General features: G+C 68.3%; 17 protein-coding genes. 7 read left to right on the forward strand and 10 right to left on the reverse strand.

The window, feature by feature from the left end; genetic code table 11:
* The 6 genes from IT779_RS31365 to IT779_RS31390 all read right to left on the reverse strand — a co-directional run.
* The coding region (locus IT779_RS31365; protein WP_196153096.1) for an aldehyde dehydrogenase family protein at positions 1–540 on the reverse strand (540 nt) is incomplete at its 3' end.
* Positions 541–628: 88 nt separating this feature from the next.
* Positions 629–1,849, reverse strand: coding sequence for a transcriptional regulator (locus IT779_RS31370; protein ID WP_196153097.1), 1,221 nt, complete (start codon positions 1,847–1,849; stop codon positions 629–631).
* A 214-nt stretch (positions 1,850–2,063) separates the two neighbouring features.
* Positions 2,064–2,402, reverse strand: coding sequence for a hypothetical protein (locus IT779_RS31375; protein ID WP_196153098.1), 339 nt, complete (start codon positions 2,400–2,402; stop codon positions 2,064–2,066).
* 50 nt (positions 2,403–2,452) lie between these two features.
* The gene (locus IT779_RS31380; protein ID WP_196153099.1) at positions 2,453–3,595 is read right to left on the reverse strand and encodes an alkaline phosphatase family protein; all 1,143 of its coding nucleotides are present in this window, start codon (positions 3,593–3,595) and stop codon (positions 2,453–2,455) included.
* 53 nt (positions 3,596–3,648) lie between these two features.
* The gene (locus tag IT779_RS31385; protein ID WP_196153100.1) at positions 3,649–3,960 is read right to left on the reverse strand and encodes a nuclear transport factor 2 family protein; all 312 of its coding nucleotides are present in this window, start codon (positions 3,958–3,960) and stop codon (positions 3,649–3,651) included.
* 98 nt (positions 3,961–4,058) lie between these two features.
* On the reverse strand, positions 4,059–4,676 hold the full coding sequence (locus tag IT779_RS31390) for a TetR/AcrR family transcriptional regulator (RefSeq protein ID WP_196153101.1): 618 nt from the start codon (positions 4,674–4,676) through the stop codon (positions 4,059–4,061).
* A 138-nt stretch (positions 4,677–4,814) separates the two neighbouring features.
* On the opposite strand from IT779_RS31390, the gene IT779_RS31395 reads away from it, so the two are divergent.
* The 3 genes from IT779_RS31395 to IT779_RS31405 all read left to right on the forward strand — a co-directional run bounded on the left by IT779_RS31395 (position 4,815) and on the right by IT779_RS31405 (position 7,425).
* Entirely contained in the window at positions 4,815–5,885 is a 1,071-nt protein-coding gene (locus IT779_RS31395) for an SDR family oxidoreductase (RefSeq protein ID WP_196153102.1), read from the forward strand.
* 99 nt (positions 5,886–5,984) lie between these two features.
* Positions 5,985–6,866 (forward strand): TIGR03621 family F420-dependent LLM class oxidoreductase, encoded by an 882-nt coding sequence (locus tag IT779_RS31400; protein WP_196153103.1) that lies wholly within the window; start codon positions 5,985–5,987, stop codon positions 6,864–6,866.
* Positions 6,867–7,092: 226 nt separating this feature from the next.
* Positions 7,093–7,425: a hypothetical protein gene (locus IT779_RS31405; protein ID WP_196153104.1), complete on the forward strand. Its 333-nt coding sequence runs from the start codon at positions 7,093–7,095 to the stop codon at positions 7,423–7,425.
* Between the two features lie 77 nt (positions 7,426–7,502).
* Here the strand turns inward: IT779_RS31405 and IT779_RS31410 are convergent, their stop codons facing one another.
* Complete coding sequence (locus tag IT779_RS31410; protein ID WP_196153105.1) at positions 7,503–8,249, reverse strand: SDR family NAD(P)-dependent oxidoreductase; 747 nt, start codon at positions 8,247–8,249, stop codon at positions 7,503–7,505.
* Positions 8,250–8,318: 69 nt separating this feature from the next.
* Between IT779_RS31410 and IT779_RS31415 the strand changes: the two genes are divergently transcribed.
* The 3 genes from IT779_RS31415 (at position 8,319) to IT779_RS31425 (ending at position 14,100) form a co-directional block, all read left to right on the forward strand.
* Positions 8,319–9,191, forward strand: a complete 873-nt coding sequence (locus IT779_RS31415) for a LysR family transcriptional regulator (protein WP_196153106.1) — start codon at positions 8,319–8,321, stop codon at positions 9,189–9,191.
* Positions 9,192–9,348: 157 nt separating this feature from the next.
* A complete protein-coding gene (gene helR, locus IT779_RS31420; RefSeq protein ID WP_196153107.1) occupies positions 9,349–11,550 on the forward strand; it encodes an RNA polymerase recycling motor ATPase HelR in 2,202 nt (733 codons plus the stop codon).
* Positions 11,551–11,784: 234 nt separating this feature from the next.
* Positions 11,785–14,100 carry an ATP-binding cassette domain-containing protein gene (locus IT779_RS31425; protein WP_196153108.1) on the forward strand — a complete coding sequence of 772 codons (2,316 nt, stop codon included), beginning with the start codon at positions 11,785–11,787 and terminating at the stop codon, positions 14,098–14,100.
* 307 nt (positions 14,101–14,407) lie between these two features.
* Here the strand turns inward: IT779_RS31425 and IT779_RS31430 are convergent, their stop codons facing one another.
* From IT779_RS31430 to IT779_RS31440, 3 genes are all read right to left on the reverse strand, one after another.
* Positions 14,408–15,046 (reverse strand): HAD family hydrolase, encoded by a 639-nt coding sequence (locus IT779_RS31430; RefSeq protein WP_196153109.1) that lies wholly within the window; start codon positions 15,044–15,046, stop codon positions 14,408–14,410.
* A gap of 49 nt (positions 15,047–15,095) precedes the next feature.
* Entirely contained in the window at positions 15,096–16,751 is a 1,656-nt protein-coding gene (locus IT779_RS31435) for an alkaline phosphatase D family protein (protein ID WP_196153110.1), read from the reverse strand.
* 84 nt (positions 16,752–16,835) lie between these two features.
* Positions 16,836–17,009 carry a hypothetical protein gene (locus IT779_RS31440; RefSeq protein WP_196153111.1) on the reverse strand — a complete coding sequence of 58 codons (174 nt, stop codon included), beginning with the start codon at positions 17,007–17,009 and terminating at the stop codon, positions 16,836–16,838.
* 379 nt (positions 17,010–17,388) lie between these two features.
* On the opposite strand from IT779_RS31440, the gene IT779_RS31445 reads away from it, so the two are divergent.
* Positions 17,389–18,774 (forward strand): phenylacetate--CoA ligase family protein, encoded by a 1,386-nt coding sequence (locus IT779_RS31445; RefSeq protein WP_196153112.1) that lies wholly within the window; start codon positions 17,389–17,391, stop codon positions 18,772–18,774.
* The last annotated feature ends 28 nt before the right edge of the window (positions 18,775–18,802 follow it).

Here is an 18,802-nt window from a genome sequence, read left to right on the forward strand (position 1 = left end):
GGCGAGTGCGGGGGCGAGTTTCCAGGTGGCCATGAGGATGGGGAAGTTCCAGGGGATGATCTGGCCGACGACGCCGAGTGGTTCGTGGAAGTGGTAGGCGATGGTGTCGGCGTCGATCTGGGAGATCCCGCCCTCCTGGGCGCGGATGGCGCCTGCGAAATAGCGGAAGTGGTCCACAGCCAACGGAATATCGGCGGCCAGCGTCTCCCTGACCGGTTTGCCGTTCTCCCACGTCTCGGCCACGGCCAATGGTTCGAGGCTGTTCTCGATCCGGTCGGCGATCTTGTTGAGGATGTTCGCGCGTTCGGTGGGTGCGGTGCGGCCCCAGGAATCGGCGGCGCGGTGCGCCGCCTCGAGCGCCATATCGATGTCGGCGGCGGTGGAACGCGCCACCGAGCAGAAGATTTCGCCGTCAACGGGGGAGGGGTTGTCGAAGTAGCGTCCTTCGATGGGCGCGGCCCAGTCGCCGCCGATGAAATTGTCATACCGGGTCGCGAAGGCGACTATGGCCGAATCGGTCCCTGGTTTGGCATAGATCATGGCGCTTGCTCCTCGCGGAAACTGCTGTCGGGGCAACTATTGCCCGCGAAGGTTGGCGCGAGGTAGGTGCCGGTCGGCGGCGCGCGCCTCAGGTGCGCAGCGCCGCGTGCAACCGTGCGGCGACCGCGGGGCGGCGCGAGTCGTCCGGAGCCAGCAAACGCAAAGCGTGCTCGTGGATTTCGACGTCGGCGGGCGTCTTCTCCCCGAGGCTCACCGCGTATTCGGGTCGGTCGCTGCCGAGTACCGCGTTGCGCACCCCGACATCGAGGTAGTCGCGCCATGCGGCCACGCCCGGAGTGTCGGACCCCGGAAGCAGCGGCCCCCGGTACAGCCAGACGGCCGACGCGGTGTCGCCGGATTCGATCGCGGCCAGCAGATCGACCGCGTCGCAGGACATCGGTCCGGTCAAGGCGTAACGGCGGTTGGCGATCTCGCCGCCGGTGGCTCGACGCAGGTGGGAGACATCGGCTTTGAGCGTGCTCGGCGACACCGGTCGATCGCCGTAGATCGCGGCGTGCAACTGCTCGGGGGTGTAGCCGCCCGGCTCGAGGGCGAGCAGCGCGAGGATCTCGAGTTGGCGCGGCGGCAACGGCACCGGCCGCCCCTCACGCGACAGCCGTGCGGTGCCGAGACATTCGAGGCGCAGGCCGCGGGCGGGTGGCGGCGCGGCGGTGCGGATCAGGGTTTCGGCGGCCAGCACGAGGGTGCGCACCGAGGTCATGATCGCCGGATGCGAACGATCCCATCGGCTGGACAGATCGAGTACGCCCACTTGCCGACCGTCCGGTCCGTGCACGGGTGCGGAATAGCACACCCAGCCGTGCAACGCGGCCACCAGATGTTCGGCGGAAAAGACCGTAACCGGCCGGTCGGTATGCAATGCCAGTGAGAGACCGTTGGTGCCCATGTGGCTCTCGTCCCACCGCCCGCCCGGCGCGAAATTCACCGACTCGCCCTGGCGTCGAATGGCGCGATCGCCGCACATCCACACGATGGTGCCGTTGGTGTCGGTCACCGCCGCGACGAATCCGGCGTCCTCGGCGATACCGCGCAGATGGTCGCCGAGCTGGGTGATCGGAGCGCGCAACGGTGATTCGGCCCACCGATCGGCGACGTCGTCGAGTCCGGGCGCCACCGCGCGCGCCGGATCGACGGTGTGCAGCGAACGCTGCCACGATTGCGCGACTTCGTGACGTAGCAACGGAGTTCCGGGAGTCAGCCTGGAAGCGTCGGACGAGGAATTCGCCCAACGGACCCATTCCTTTTCCAGTTCCTTGCGCTGTCGAGTGAGGGTGCTGATCGGTGCCACCTCGAAATGCCTTGTCGTCTGTGCTCTTCGGTACTGTTCTCGCGTGCCTTCGGTTCCGGCGCGGTCGCGATGGTGATGGCGGTGTTCGTGACGGCGCTCGCGAGGGTCACGAATCGGTGCTTTCATCATGGCGCACGCACCAGGTGTGCGGAAGGTTTTCCGGGCCCGCGAAAGTTTTCGGCGCCGTGCGCCGTCGTGTTACTTCGCCGCGCGGTTACTTCGCCACGAAGATGCCCGCGACATCGGCATTCTTGATCGGCGTATCGAAGTTACGCTGCGCGCCGCACATGACGTCGACGGTCACGATGGTGGCGTCGACCACGGTGCCCGCAGGCTCGGTCTCCGTATTCGTCTGCTGTTTCACGAATTTGGTGATCGTCATCCGCTTGGTGTCGGCGTCCTGCTTGACGTATTCACTACATGGCGTGTCACCGCCCTGATTCAACGCACGCTCGATATCGGTGCACCCGGTCAGCGGTAGGGCGGCGGCCAGCAGGGTGAGTCCGGTCCGTGTGACCGTGGTGAGCCTCGTCCGTGTGACCGTGGCGTCCATCTGCGCTCCTGTTTCGTGCGTGCGGTCCTGATCTGCCGCGAGTGGCGAGGCTACGCGATATAGGTGCGCAGCGGCACATCGAGTTCGGCGGCGGTCAGCGAACCGTGGTGTCCGATCATGGCCGACTGCGACGGCTCGGCCGCGGTGCGCACGATGCCGCCCGCGCCGCGCGCCGCGACCACCAGATCGCCGATCCTGGCCGCGACCCCCGGTCCGACGACCGGGCCGAACCAGCCTCGGGCCATGACCTCCGACCGTGTCAGCACCTCGAAGTCCGCGCCCAGACGCGCGCGCCAGGTCTGCCGGACATCGTCCACCGCGCCGTCGACGGTGTAGAGGTGGCGGGCTCTCGGCTCGCCGCCGAGTTGCGCGACACCCTCCCGCAAGTCCGCTTCGCGGTCGTAGTCGACGGCGCCGGTGAGTTCCACCATGCCGTGGTCGGCGGTGACCAGCAGCGCCGCGTCGGCGGGCAGGCGCGCGGCGATGGCGGCGGCGAGTCGGTCGACGTGTTCGAGTTCGTAGAGCCAGGCGTCGGAGGCCGGTCCGCGCACGTGGCCGATGGTGTCGAGATCGCCGTGGTAGGCATACACCAGTGACCGGTCGCCCGCGCGCAGGGCGGTGGCGACGCCGTCGATCAGGTCGCCCACCGAGAAGCTCGGACGGAACTCGCAGCCGCGCAGCACCGCCCTGGTCAGTCCCGATGCGGCCTGATAGCCCGGCGCGACCTGGGTCACGGATATGCCCGCGGCCGCGGCGCGTTCGAATACCGTTGGGGTGGGCTGGAATAGCTCGGGCACCAGTTCGCGCAGCAAGTCGATCGACGGTCCTTCGCCGTGCGGCCGCCAGCGCAGGGTGTTGACGAGACGGTCATGGCCGGGCACCTGGATGAGGTAGCCGACGATGCCGTGTTCACCGGGCGGGGCACCGACGCCGAGGGAACCGAGACTCGTCGCGGTCGTGCTCGGGAACCCCGCGGTGATCGTGACGGGGGCCGGACCGGACAGGAACGGCGCGGCGTGCGCGCCCGCGTGCATGGCCTGTGCGCCGAGTCCGTCGATGAGCAGCACGCAGATCCGTCGGGCTGTGAGATCGAGGCCGATGCGGTCGACTTCGCCCGGCACGCCGAGGCATGCCAGGACCGAGGGCAGCAGGTCGGAGAGGGAGCCCGAACCGTATCGGGGCGCGTCGAACACGACTCGAGTCTGCCGAGAACCGGCGCCGCTCGGCAAGGTATTCGAGGCGAGTCTCAGGCCTGGCCGGTTTCGAATCGGCTGATCTTGCCGTCGCGCACCATGAAACGCCAGTTGGTGCGCATCGAACCCCAGCGCGAATTGGTGTAGTCGGCGACGAAGGCGGTGCCGCCCTCGTTGACGCTGTCGATGCTCATACGCCCGTTGCTGTCGAAGACCTCGGAGTCGGTCCACTGCGCGAGATTGCGTTCGACACCGTCGTCGGACATGGTGGCGTCGTCGGTGAGCAGGCCGTAGAAGCGGTCTCGGTCGTGGTCGTTGAGCGCGGTCACGAACTGTTCGACCACGGGATTCAGCGGTGCGGTCATAGCGGTCGCCTCTTTTCGATGCGGATGGGAACGAGCGTAGGCAACTGTCCGGAATCCACTCTAGGTCGCGCCGGGCGGCGCGGGCGGCTCGACGCGCGTCACCGTACGGGGTCGATGAGCCCGTTCAGCGTGGCCATGATGTCCTCGACCAGTTCGGGGGTGGTGGTGCCGAGCTGTTCGCTGCGTTTGTCGAGCTGGCCGTCGAGCCACAGTGAGGCGATGCCGTGGCCGATGGCCCACCAAGTGATGCCGAGCACCTCGGCCTTGTCGGCGGGCAGCAATCCCGCGGCGACCGCGTCGGCGATGGTGTCGGTGAGAACCGCGAAGGCGGCGTCGGCGGCCACGACGGTATCCGGGTGTTTCTCCGGCTCGGACAGTTCGGGGCGGAACATCAGCCGGAAGTAGGCGCCGTGTTCGCGGGCGAAACGAACATAGGCGGCGGCCATCGCGGACAGGGCCTGCATCGGCGTGCCGGTGGCGGCGGCCTTGGCGGCGGCGAGTTCGGCGCCGAGGGTTTCGAAGCCCTGGGTGGACAGCGCGGCGAGCAGCGCCGCGCGGTCGGTGAAGTGGTGGTAGGGGGCGCCGGTGCTCACTCCGGCTTCGCGCGCGACCCGGCGCAGGCTGACCGCGGCGATGCCCTCGGATTCGATCAGGCGCCTACAGGCGTCGAGCAACGCATCGCGCAGGGCGCCGTGGTGGTAGGTCGTGCGTTTCACTCTCCGAGCGTATGCGACCCAGCGGCGGCGGCGCACCGGTCACCGATCTCGGTGGACAGATAATCTATGCGATGCTTAGATTATCTGAGCGGCGCTCAAATCGAGTGTCGCACGTCGCACGAGAAGCGGGTAGGTCCCATGAGCACACGAGTACTGGTCACCGGCGCCACCGGATTCGTCGCCGGTCACTGCATCGCCGAACTGCTCGAGCACGGCTACGCCGTCCGAGCCACCGTCCGCGATCTCGCCGCCACCGCGAACCGGGCGCACCTCACGGAGTCGGCCCGGCGCACCGGCGGTGAACTGGAGTTCGTCGCCGCGAACCTCGACCGCGACGCGGGCTGGGCCGAAGCCGTCGCTGGCTGCGCCTACGTCATGCACGTCGCCTCACCGTTCCCCACCGCGCCGCCCGCCGACGAGAACGAACTCATCACCCCCGCCGTCGAGGGCACCCTGCGCGTCCTGCGGGCCGCGGCCGCCGATCGCGGCGTCGCCAGGGTGGTGCTCACCTCCTCGGTCGCGGCGATCGCCTACGGCCACGAGCGGGACGCGGTCCGCACCGAGGCCGACTGGTCGGTGCTCGACAAGATCCCCGCCTATCAGAAGAGCAAAACCCTCGCCGAACGCGCCGCCTGGGATTTCGTCGACCACCTCCCCGAAGGCCAGGCCCTCGAACTCGCCGTGGTCAACCCAGGCATGGTCCTCGGCCCGGTCCAGGCGCGGGCGGTGACCAGCACCTCCCACGAGCCCGTCCGGCGACTGCTCGTGCGCGACGCGCCCGGTTCGCCGCGCACCGCGTGGGCCCCGGTGGACGTGCGCGATCTGGCCGCCGCGCACCGCCTCGCCATGGAGACGCCGGGCGCCGCCGGTAACCGCTACATCTGCGCGGGCGCCCCGGTCTGGATGGGTGAGATGGCGGACATACTCGCCGCCGAATACAACCCGCGCGGATTCCGGGTCACCACAAGGGTGCTGCCGGACTGGCTGGTCCGCGCGGTCGCATTGGCCGACAAGGGAATTCGCCTCGTCGTGCCGACGCTGGGCCGCGCCGAGACCGTCAGCGCCGACAAGGCCCGCCGCGAACTCGGCTGGACCATGCGTCCGGTGCGGGAATCGATTCTCGACACCGCCGAGAGCCTGATCGAGAACGGCGTGGTTCCGGCGCCGCGCGGCGCTCGGGTGTCCTCCGCCGACACCGTGCGCGCATGAAGGCCGGACAGGTGCGCTCCCTCGTGGCCGGAACCGTCGTGACCTGCTGACCGCGACGCGGGACTGGCGGGCGCGCCCCCGGTTGGGTAGACAGGAGCGGTGACCGCGCAGCGAGCGTTTCGATTCGGCGTCAACATGGCCATTCCCACATCCCGCGGCAAGTGGGTCGAGAAGTGCCGCCGCGCCGAGGAATTGGGCTTCGACGTGATCGGCGTGGCCGACCACCTCGGGATGCCCGCGCCGTTCCCCGCCCTGATCCTCGCCGCCGAGGCGACCGAGCGGGTCCGGCTCAACACCTTCGTCCTGAACACCCCCTTCTACAATCCGGTGTTGTTGGCCCGCGAGGTCGCCACCGCCGACCAATTCACCGACGGTCGTGTCGAATTGGGGCTCGGCGCGGGCTACGTGAAGGCCGAGTTCGAGGCCGCCGACATCCCGTTCCTGGCGGGCGGCAGGCGCGTCGACCACCTCGAGCACACCATCACCACCCTGAAACGCCTCTTCGTCGACCCCGACCACCAGCCGCGCACCGTCCAGCGTCCCGGGCCGCCGCTGCTGGTGGCGGGCTGGGGTGACAAGCTGCTCACCGTCGCCGCCGAACACGCCGACATCGTCGCCTTCACCGGCGCGTCGACCGGTGTCGACGGCGCATTGCAGATCGCCGGTCCCGAAGCCATGGCCGACCGCGTGGCCTTCGCCCGCCGCGCACTCGGCGCGCGCGCCGCCGACACGGAATTCAATCTCCTCGTGCAGCGCGTGCTGCCGCACGACGAACTCCCGGCCCTGCTCGCCGAACTCGGCCCCGTCCTGCCCGCCGCCGTCGCCGAACAGCCGGAGAAGCTTCCGATCCTGCTGATCGGATCACCGGCGGACATCGCCGACCGCGTCCGAGACCTGCGCACCCGCTACGGATTCACCTACATCACGGTGCTCGAATCGAGCATGGAGGCGTTCGCCCCGGCCATCCCACTGCTGCGCTGAGCCACCCACCTCGGGGCGCCGCGATGCCGGTAGGCTATCGTGTTGTCGAAAGCCGTTGTCAGCACAGCGAATTTCGACGCGAACTCCGGGGGGACGCCTGCCCGGATCAGTGGGTGGTGCAGTACTTCAGCAGTGTCGCGCGACGAGGGGGACGGGACGATCGGTGACGATCCGTCCCACCGGCGACGCCGCGACCGATGATCGGATCGGGTGAACAGTGCGCGTCATGGTCGACATGTTCAGCGGAAGGCCGAACCCGTCGTGGGAGACCACCGACACGGAAGCCGGGACCATCACCGCCGTACTCGACGAGCTCATCGACTCCGAGCGCATCCGCCGCGCCCCCGGTCGCGAGGGATACCGAGGATTCCTGATCGAGGATCCGGGCCGACTATCGATAACCGTCCGCGGCACCTCGATCACCGTCCGCACCGAAACCTCGATACGAGCGAAATCCGACCCCGACCGCACCCTGGAACAGGCACTGCTCGACATGTCACGTCGACAACTCCCGCCGCAGGAGTACGAAGCCCTGATCGCACAGACCCGGGCCAACTGACGAACTCCGCGAGCCGTGCCGCACGAACCCGCGTCGCGCCGAGCCGACCGAGCGACCGCGCGTTCCGGCAGCGCTGCTCACCACGGCACCCGGCCCGCCTCGTCGAAGTATCCTCCGGTGGGGCCGTCGTCTTCGAGAGTGGACAGGTGCACGACGACGCGGGCGCCGTCCGCGGCCGCGCGGGTCACGCCGGGGATACCTTTGGTGAATTCGGTGGCGCAGGGACCGGGATCGGCGGCGTTGACCAGAATCGCTTCGGGAGCGAGATGTTTGGCGTATTGGACGGTGATGTGGTTGAGCGCCGTCTTGGACGGCGGGTAGCCGAGAGCGGCGGGCAGCCCGGTGAAGTAGTCCCCCGGGTCGGTCATGCGGGTCATCGAGCCGAGGCCCGAGGTGACGTTGACGATGCGAGCGCGGGGTGAACGGCGCAGCAGGGGCAACATCGCCTCGGTGACCGCGACGGCGCCGAAGACGTTGGTGGCGAACACGGTACGAAGGGTGGCGAGATCGGCTGATCCTGGCTGCTGCCCTTGGCGGCTGCCGGAAATGCCCGCGTTGTTCACCAGCACGTCCAGACGGCCGTACCGCGCGCCGATCCACGCGGCCACCTCGGCCGGATCATCGGCGCCGGTGACGTCGAGCCGGAGCGCATGTGCGTCGAAGCCGTCGCGGCGCAGTCGTCCCGCCGCGTGCTCGCCTTGGTCGAGATCGCGGGCGCCGACCAACGTCGTCATGCCGAGTCGTCCCAACCCGGCGGCGATCTCGTATCCGATTCCGCGATGGCCGCCGGTGATCAGCGCGACCGCTTCCCGTTTCTTGTCCATGTCCCCAGCCCACCACCGGATGGTCGCCGACACCAGGACCGAGTCGTTCTCGGCCGATACCCTCGAGGAATGGATCTGCTCGAGACTCGGGATCTGGTCTATTTCGTGGCGGTGGCGGAGGAACTGCATTTCGGGAGAGCCGCGCGAAGAGTCGGGATCGCCCAGCCCGCGTTGTCGCGCGCGATCGCGCGGATGGAACGCCGCCTCGGGGTGCCGCTGCTGCGCCGCACCAGCCGAAGTGTCGAACTGACCGCAGCCGGAAAAACGCTGTTGCGGGAGGGGATTCGTGCGCTCGACGCCGTGGCCGCCGCGGTCCGCCGCACCCGGCGCGCGGGTGTCGACGCGCGCTTGGTGCTGGCGATGAAGGCCGGGACCGATGCCGGGGCGATCGACGAGATCGTCCGCGACTTCCGGTCCGATCCCATGGCGGTGCTCGTCGAGATCGTGCACAGCGTCGACCAACGGATCGCCATGCTGCGCGACGGACGCGCCGACCTGGCACTGCTGCATCGCCCGAACAACGACCTCACCGGGCTGCACTTCCTCGACCTGAGCACCGAAACCCAGGTCGTGGTCCTCGCGCCCAACCATCGACTGGCATCACGGACCGCCGTGTCCATGTCCGATCTGATCGGTGAACCGATGGCCCGCTGGCCGGAATCAGCTGTCCGGCCGGGCACGGACAACCGTCCGGTGATTCACGACACGGGCCACTTGACCCACCTCGCCACCACCGGACGCGCGGTGGCGTTGCTTCCCGCGTCCGCCGCGGCCCAGGTCCCGCGCAGCCTGCCTTGCGTCCCGGTGTCGGACGCCGAACCGACGACTTCGGTGCTCGCCTGGCTGCCGGAGAACGATTCACCGGCGCTGGCGGCTTTCCTGCACCACTCGGCGAATCGGCGTGGGCACGGCCCGGAGGTGGGCGGAACGGAAGAAAGCTAGTTCTTCCACTTCCAACTTATAACGCAGACGGGGGCTTGCGGCAAGGCCGGGGTGGTGCTGCACAATCGCTCGCCGAGGTCTGTAGCTGCGAAGACGGTCGCACGTTCGGGGCGGGCGGGTAGCGCGCGAAACGGTCGAGCCGGGAATGTGAGGGTGTGTGTCGAGTCGGGAATACGACGAGGAATTGCGGGCCGAGCGGGAGTATGTGGCCGGGCTCTACGCGCGGCTCGATGCGGAGCGGGCGGCGGCGAAACGGCGGTACAGCGTGGCGCTGCGGGGTGACGGCGAGTCCGCGATGGAGCGGGAGTTCGAGGTGCGAGCGTTGGGCCGCGAGGTCAAGCGGCTCGACGTAGCCGACAACGGACTGTGTTTCGGGCGGTTGGAGGCGGTGACGGGGGAGCGGTCCTACATCGGCCGGATCGGTCTGTTCGACCGGGACGACGAATACGAGCCGCTGCTGCTGGATTGGCGGGCGCCCGCCGCGCGCGCGTTCTACGTGGCGACGGCGGCGTCGCCGGAGAACATGCGCGGCAGACGTCAATTCCACACCCGTGGCCGTCGGATCCTGGAATTCACCGACGAGGTGCTGGGCCGTCCGGACGGCGACCAACGCGGCGACGCGGCTCTTCTGGCCGCGGTGAACGCGCCGCGCGGTGCGGGGATGCGCGATATCGTCGCGACGATCCAGGCCGAGCAGGACGAGATCATCCGGCTCGACCATCCGGGCGTGCTGGTGATCGAGGGCGGTCCCGGCACCGGGAAGACCGTGGTGGCGCTGCATCGCGTGGCCTACCTGCTCTACACCCAGCGCGAGCGGATGCAACGGCACGGTGTGCTCGTGGTCGGGCCGAATCCGGCGTTCCTGAACCACATCGGTCGCGTGCTGCCGTCGCTCGGCGAATCGAATGTGGTGTTCATGACAGCAGGCGACTTCGTGCCGGGCAGGCACGTGACCGCCGAGGACACCGCGACCGCCGCGCGTCTGAAGGGATCGCTGAAAATTCTCGACGTGCTGCGAGCGGCGATCGCGGACCGGCAGCGGCTGCCCGAACAGCCCTACCTGATCGAACTGGCGGATGTCACGGTGCGCATCGACGCCGAGACCGTCGAATGGGCGCGCGAGGAAGCCCGCGCGAGTGGACGGCCGCACAACGAGGCGCGCGCGGTGTTCCGCGAGATCGTCACCTACGTGCTCACCGAGCGCGCCATAGCCCGGATCGGTCGCGGCTGGCTGACCAGGGACGAGCGTGAGGCGTGGGAGCAGTTGCGGGAGGACCTGGTCGCCGAACTCGCCGAGCACGAGGCGTTCATCGCCGCGCTCGACGATCTCTGGCCGATCCTCACACCGGACGCGCTGTTGTCCTCGCTCTACGAGTCGCCCGAACGCCTCGCGGCGGCGGGCGCGGACCCGGCGCTGTTCCGCGTCGACGGCGCGGCGTGGACGGTCTCGGATACGCCCATGCTGGACGAGTTGGTCGACTTGCTCGGCGCCGAAGGCCCGCCCGCCGACGACGCCGAGCGGGCACGGAAGGCCGAAGCCGAGTACGCGGCGGGCGTGCTCGACATCCTGGTCGACCGCGCGGACCTGATGGACGACGAGGATCATCTGCTCGCTCAGGACATGCTCTACGCCGAGGATCTCGCGGACCGCTTCCTGGAACGCGACACCCGCGAATTGGTCGAGCGCGCCGCCGCCGACCGGACCTGGACCTATCGGCACGTGGTGGTCGACGAGGCGCAGGAGCTGTCGGAGATGGACTGGCGGGTGCTGATGCGGCGCTGCCCGAACCGGTCATTCACGGTGGTCGGCGATCTCGCGCAGCGTCGGTCGGCGGCGGGCGCGGATTCGTGGGCGTCGATGCTCGAACCGTACGTGCCGCGGCGTTGGGCGTACCGGTCGCTGACGGTGAACTACCGCACTCCCGCCGAGATCATGGATGTCGCCGCCGCGGTGCTGGCCGAGTTCGCGCCCGCGGTGCGTCCGCCGGAGTCGGTGCGCGCGTGCGGTGTCCAGCCGTGGGCGCGCGAGGTGACCGAGGACGAATTGGCCGGAGCGGTCGAGGAATTCGTTCGGGCGGAATCCGGTCGCGACGGTACGAGCGTGGTGATCGGGCCGTCGGACGTGCCCGGCGCGGTGGCGGCGTCGGAGACCAAGGGGCTGGAGTTCGACGCGGTGCTCGTGGTCGATCCGGAGCGGATCCTGGCCGATGGTCCGCGCGGTGCGGCCGAACTCTATGTGGCGCTGACTCGTGCGACCCAGCGCCTCGGTGTGCTGTATCGAGGGACGCTGCCGGAGGCGTTGTCCGGACTCGCGGACAGCCCGTCGCCGGTGGGTGCGGGGGACCGGACCGCGCCGTAGCGAATGCGCTTCCGGAGCCCGCGCGGTCGACTGCGGGCTCCGGGGCCGCGAGCAAGGCGACGGCTGCGGTTCCTCGATTCGGAACTCTGGTCATTCTATTCGGGTTACCTTGTACTGCAATGGATTTCGAATCCAGATCGCTCGAGCCGAAATCTGTCCTCCGTTTCAGAAGTATGTGATTTAGATCACATACGTACGGGCATTTTGTCGGTCCGAGCCGGCATGGTGGGCGGCATGTCTTTTTCCGATTCCGTCGCAACCCGCACCACCGAAACCCCCGTCGCCGCGAGCGACGACAACGTGATCCGGGTGCTCGGCGCCCGCGAACACAACCTGCGCGATGTGTCGCTGGAGATCCCCAAGAACAAGATCACGGTCTTCACCGGGGTCTCGGGATCGGGAAAATCCTCCATCGTCTTCGACACCATCGCGGTGGAATCCCAACGACAGCTCTACGCCACCTTTCCGGCCTTCGTCCTGAACTTCCTGCCGCGCTACGAACGCCCGCACGCGCAGGCCATCGAAGGGCTCAACGCGCCGGTGATCATCGATCAGCAGCCGGTGGGCGGCGGCCCGCGCTCCACGGTGGGCACCATGACCGACATCTATTCGATGGTGCGCGCGATGTTCGCGCAATTCGGTTCGCCGTCGGCCGGATTCGTCTACAACTACTCGTTCAACGTGCCGCAGGGCATGTGTACGGACTGCGACGGACTCGGCGTCACCGTACGCGCCGATCCCGACCGGCTGGTCGACCGGAGCAAATCGCTCAACGAGGGCGCGATCCTGCTGCCCGGCTACTCGGTCGGCGGCGGCGAATGGCAGCTCTACGGCCGTTCCGGTCGTTTCGACCCGGACAAGAAACTGCGCGACTACAGCGCCGCCGAATTCGAGGACTTCCTCTACGGGTCCGGCGGCAAGGTCGAGCTGAGTTTCGCCAAGGGCACGTGGAAGGCGAATTACGAAGGGCTGGCGGCGAAATTCACCCGCACCCGCTTGCAGCGCGACACCTCGACACTGAGCGAGAAGACCCGCGAACAGATACGGAGATTTCTCACCGAAGGCGTCTGCGCGACCTGCCGTGGCGCCCGGCTCAACACGGCGGCGCTGGCCACGCGGATCGGCGGCCGCAATATCGCCGAATGGTCGGCCATGCAGATCACCGACCTGATCGCGGTGCTCGACGAGATCACCGAACCCGCCGCGCTCGGACTCACCGAGGCCATCCGCGTCGCACTGCGCCGGGTCGCCGACATCGGCCTCGGATATCTGAGCCTCGACCGCGCGACCTCGACCCTTTCCGGAGGTGAGGGGCAGCGCCTGAAGATGATCAAGCACCTGTCGAGCACGCTGGTCGGGATGACCTACATCTTCGACGAACCAAGCGTCGGCCTGCATCCGCGCGATGTCGGCCGCCTGAACGCCCTGCTGCGCGCGCTGCGGGACAAGGGCAACACGGTGCTCGTGGTCGAACACGATCCCGATGTCATCCGGATCGCCGACCATATCGTCGACGTCGGTCCGCGCGCGGGCGTGCACGGCGGCCGCGTGGTCTTCCAAGGCGGTTTCGCGGACCTGCGCGCCGCCGACACCCCGACCGGCGCGGGCCTGCGCCGCGAATTCCGGGTCAAGGACTCCTTCCGCGTTGCCACCGGGGAACTGCGCATCGACCACGCCGACGTCCACAATCTCAAGGACGTGTCCGTCGGCATCCCGGCCGGGGTCCTCACCGCGATCACCGGCGTCGCGGGCTCCGGCAAGAGCAGCCTGATCCGCGACGTGTTCGTGCGCAGGCATCCCGAGGCGATATTCGTCGACCAGTCCGCCATCGCGGCGTCCTCACGCTCCACCCCCGCCACCTACCTCGGCCTCATGGACCCCATCCGCAAACTCTTCGCAAAGGCCACCGGGCAGCCCGCAGGACTGTTCAGCTTCAACTCCGACGGTGCGTGCGCGCAATGCGAGGGCCGCGGCGTGATCATCACCGAGATCGCCTACATGGACCCGGTCACCACCCACTGCGACGCCTGCGACGGCCGCCGCTTCTCCGACGCCGTCCTCGTGCACACCCTGCGCGACCGCTCGATCGCCGACGTGCTCGCCATGTCCGCCGAGGAAGCCCTCGAATTCTTCCCCGAGAAGACGCTGAACACCCGGCTGCGCACCATGAACGAGGTCGGCCTCGACTACCTCAGCCTCGGCCAGGCCATGAGCACCCTGTCCGGCGGCGAACGCCAACGCATCAAACTCGCCACCCAACTCCACAACACCGCCGCGGTCTACGTCCTGGACGAGCCGACCACCGGCCTGCACATGTCCGACGTCGACACCCTGCTCACCCTCATGGACAACCTTGTGGACCGCGGCAACACCGTCCTGGTCATCGAACACAACCTCGACGTGGTAGCCCACGCCGACTGGGTCGTCGACCTCGGCCCCGACGGCGGCAAGGACGGCGGCGAAATAGTCTTCACCGGCACCCCCACCGCCCTGCTCGCCCACCCCACCTCCCTCACCGCCGAATACCTCCGCCGCTACAAGTCCTCCTGAACGGTTCCACACGCATAAGTAGTGCGGCTTGAACATAGATTCCATCTAAGTAAGATCGAATCTATGTTCATTCGCCTGGGAGGTGGCGGTGTAGTTGACGCTGACCGCGAGACTGTTGCCAGGGCAATACATTTCGTCGGGTCCGTCAAATGGCTCGAGGATCGTCCGTTCGATCGGCACGACTACGACGCGCTTGCCAGGGCAGTGCTTTCGGTGCCGGGCCGATCGCGATACCCCGCTGGTGGCGGTATCGCGATCGGGTGCGCGGCCCGGTCTGCCGTTGGCTGTTTGCTGGGGTCCGGACGAATTACTCGCCGCTTGGCGATGACAGGGCCGCGCGGGCGGGTCGGTGGTCGGCGAGCCAGCGGGGGAAGTCGGTGAGGTCGGGAAGGATCACGTCGGCGCCCGCGGTGCGGAGTTCGTCGGCGTCGCAGGGGCCGGTGGTGACGCCGACGGCGTAGGAGTCGGCGGCTTTGGCGCCGATCATGTCGCCCGCGTGGTCGCCGACGAAGATGCCCGCGCCGTGGGTGCGTAGCGCGTCGGCCTTGCCCGCGGACCAGAGGTCGCCGACGAGGGCGTCGATCTTCCAGTCGAGTGCGTCGATGTGGAGTCGGGCGTGGGGTTCGTGCTTGCCGGTGACGACGAGCACCCGACCGCCGCGGTCGCGGACCGCGGCGAGCGCCGCCTCGGCGCCGGGCAGCGCCACGATATGCGGGACGATCGACGGATACAGCTCGCGGTAGCGCTTGGTGAGCGCGGGAACCAGATCGACGGGCGCGCCGATCTCGGTGAGCAGTTGCGCCAGCGGCGGACCGAGCCGGGTCGCGAAGAGTTGACCGTCCAAGGGTAAGCCGAATTCCGCGCCGACCTGGTCTATTGCCTTGGCGACACCGGGTCGCGAGTCGATCAGTGTCATGTCGAGGTCGAAGCCCACCGTGAAGGTCACCGATCGACCCTAACCCCGTCTACGGTCGTGCGTCGCGCCGGAGCGGTATTCACCGGCCGGGCCTGGGCCCCGGTTGGGCGTTGACGTCGGTCTCGTCCGGCGCGTCGACCGGTTCGTCGGGTCGCCACGCCTGCACCGTGCCCGCGATGCCGTCGCGCACAACGAAACTCGCACGGGTGCGCACGGGGGCGCCCGGTCTGCTCACATAGGGCACGACGCGGAAGTCGTTGCGCAGCATGCCGTGATCGAGTTCGACGCGCAAGTATCCGCGTTGCGCGTTGAAGAATCTCAGGTCCGGATTGGCGGCGAGCAGCGTGCGGCCGGTGTGATCCATATCGGCTCCGTCGCGACCGGTGGTGATCGAGGATCCGATGAATTCCGCTCCGACGACCGGAGATTCGGCGCGTTCGTAGTCGGCGCGCAGGTCGAGGGCGCAGTGCTGGTGGCGGTCGCCGGTGAATACCACGAGATTGTCGACGTCACGGTCGGCGGCCGCGCCCAACACGGCGTCACGGTCGGCGACGTATCCATCCCAGGCGTCGGTGCCGACGGTGCGACCGGGGCCGGGATCGTAGTCGGCTTGACCCATCGCGACCTGGTTACCGATGAGCTGCCAGCGCGCCGGTGAGCGCGTGAATCCTTCGACGAGCCACTCACGTTGCGCGGCACCGAGAATCGTGCGATCGGCGGCGGACCGGTCGGCGCAGTCCTCGACCATGGCGCCGTCTCCGCACGCCTGCGGATCGCGATACCCTCGGGTGTCGAGCATGGTGAGTTCGGCCAGGTCACCGAAGCTGAACCGGCGGTGCAGTCGCACCGACGGTCCGGACGGCATTTGCGCCAGGCGCAGCGGTTGGTGTTCGTACATGGCCTGGAAAGCGGCGGCTCGGCGGCGTCGATACAGCTGCGGCAGTCGATGGATGTCGAATCCGGTGCCAGGGCGTTCTGCGGCCCAGTTGTTGTCGACTTCGTGGTCGTCCATGGTGGTGATCCACGGGAAGGCGGCGTGGGCGGCGCGCAGCGGGTCTTCGAGCTTGCCTTGGGCGTAGCGGAGTCGGTAGCCGGTCAGGTCGACGGCCTCGTCGCGCAGGTGCGCCGCGAGTTCCATGTCCCGGCGGCCGCGGATGAAGGTCTTCTCGTAGATGTAGTCGCCGAGATGCACGACCATATCCAGGTCCTCGGCGGCGATATGGTCGTATGCGGTGAAATAGCCGGAACTCCAGGATTGGCACGAGGCGACCGCGAAACGCAGCCTTTCGATAGGCGCTCCCGGGGCCGGCGCGGTGCGGGTGCGTCCGACCGGGGATATCGCGTCGCCCGCCCGGAAACGATAGAAATACCAGCGGTCCGGTGCCAAGCCGTTGACCTCGGGGTGCACGCTGTGCGCGAATTCGCGGGTGGCGAGCACGCTGCCGCGCGCGGCGACGCGGCGAAAATGCTCGTCGTTGGCCACTTCGTAGTCGACGGTGACCGGTGCGCGCGCCATCGCGCCGGTGCCGCCGGGGGCGAGCGGGTCGGGGGCGAGCCGGGTCCAGAGCACCACTCCGTCGTGGGTCGGGTCGCCGGAGGCCACGCCGAGGGAGAACGGGTCACCCAAGCGTCGCGGCGCCGGGTATCGGGCGCTCGCGCCGGTGAGGGCTCCCGCGAGCAGCGCCGCCGAGCCGACGGCGCCCATACGCAACATGTGCCGACGAGTCGGGGCCATGCTCCAGGGTAGAACAGACGGAGGTGTTGTCTCCGATTCCGGCCTCGACTCGTCGGCGCATTCGGATCACCGCGGTTGTCGCACTCAGAGGCACACGTAGACGCTGCCGAGGTTCACGCAGATCCCGACCGATCCCGTCTGGTTCACCCCCGGAATATCGGAGGACGTGGTGGCCGCCGACGCGGCGGGTGCCGCGATGGCGCCGAGGGACAAGGCGATGGCGGCCGCAGCGGCCACCTTTCTGGCTTTCATGGTCATCGTGCATCCTTCGTTCGAATCGACTTCCGCCAAACTTGCGTAACCAAGTGTTCGCTGTGAATAAGCAAGATTCCAGACAGGAAAATGTCACGACAAGGTGCGCTCGATAGCGGCATGATCACGAACAGGGGAGTGCGCCGTAATGCCGGCTCGCGTCGGCGCCCGTCTCGGAACGCTCCCGACCGTCCCGCACCCCGCCCACACGGCCGGGTTCTCGCCCCGAGCGACACCGAGACACGGCAGTGACCATGGATACTTTCACTTCACCGATCCGGAATCCCGGGAATACGCGATTCATCCGCCGATCCGACGAACCGGACATGCGGCCGATACCCTTCTTGCGCCGCCCGCCGACTTTCGAGCAGAAAGGCCATCGCGCATGGCTCCGGACCCGTACCCCCACCTGCTGTCGCTGTTCCGCCGGACCGCCGACACGGTGCCCGCGTACCGGGCGTTCCTCGGCGACAACGGCATCGATCCGTCCGCGATCACCGACCCGGCCGCCTTCGCGACCCTGCCGCTCACCACGAAGGCCAACTACCACCGCCGCTACCCGCTGCCGCAGCGCTGCCGCGACGGACGACTCACCGGATGCGACCTGATCGCGGTGTCCTCGGGCTCGACCGGCATCCCCACCTACTGGCCGCGCTCGGCCGCCGACGAGGTCGCCGCTACCGCCCGCTTCCGACAGGTGCTGGTCGACGGTTTCCGCGCCAACGAACGACGCACCCTGGCCGTGGTGTGCTTCCCGCTCGGCACCTGGGTCGGCGGGATCTACACGCTCAACTGCACGGCCCGACTGGCGAGCGAATTCGACATCACCATCGTCGCGCCGGGCAACAACAAGGCCGAAATCCTGCGCGTGGTACCCGAACTCGGCGAATACTTCGATCAGGTCGTGCTGTTCGGCTATCCGCCGTTCCTCAAGGACGTCATCGACTCCGGCGCACGCGCGGGCATCGACTGGCCTCGGCTCGCGGTGCGAATGGTCTTGGCGGGCGAGGTGATCAGCGAACAGTGGCGCGACCTGCTGTGCGCACGCACCGGCGCCGACCCGGTACGTGATATCGCCGCACTGTACGGCACCGCCGACGCCGGAGTGCTCGGCAACGAGACACCGCTGAGCGTGGCGATCCGCCGCTTCCTCGCCGACCGCCCCGACCTCGCGCGCACGCTGTTCGGCAGCGAGCGGCTGCCGACCCTGCTGCAATACGACCCGTTCGACCGGTACTTCGAAACCATCGACGGCACACTGGTGTTCACCGCCGACAGCGGCGTGCCGCTCATCCGCTACCACATCGCCGACGACGGCGGCACACTCACCAACGAGCACCTGCTCGAAACCTGTCGCGCCGAGGGATTCGAGCCGGTGGACGGCCCGGAACTGCCGTTCGTCTACGTCTTCGGACGGTCACTGCACGCGGTATCGCTCTACGGCGCGAACGTGTTTCCCGAGACGGTGACGATCGGCCTCGAGCAGCCGCCCGCGAGCGCGTGGGTCACCGGCAAGTTCGTGCTCGAGGTGCCCGAGGACGCCGATGGCGATGTGCGCCTGCGCGTCACGGTCGAACTGGTCCCGGATCACATCGCGACCCCCGACGACGCGAGCGCGGTCGCGGAGGTGATCCGGGACGAACTCGTGCGGCGCAACAGCGAATACGCGAACTACGTTCCGCGCGAACGTCATCTGCCCGAGATCCGACTGCTGCCCGTGGGCGACCCAGACTACTTCCCCGTCGGGGTGAAACATCGCTACACGCGGTAGCGGAGGGTCGTGGCACGACCTGTTCCGT

Source organism: Nocardia bovistercoris (genome assembly GCF_015674855.1).
GTDB lineage: Bacteria > Actinomycetota > Actinomycetes > Mycobacteriales > Mycobacteriaceae > Nocardia > Nocardia bovistercoris.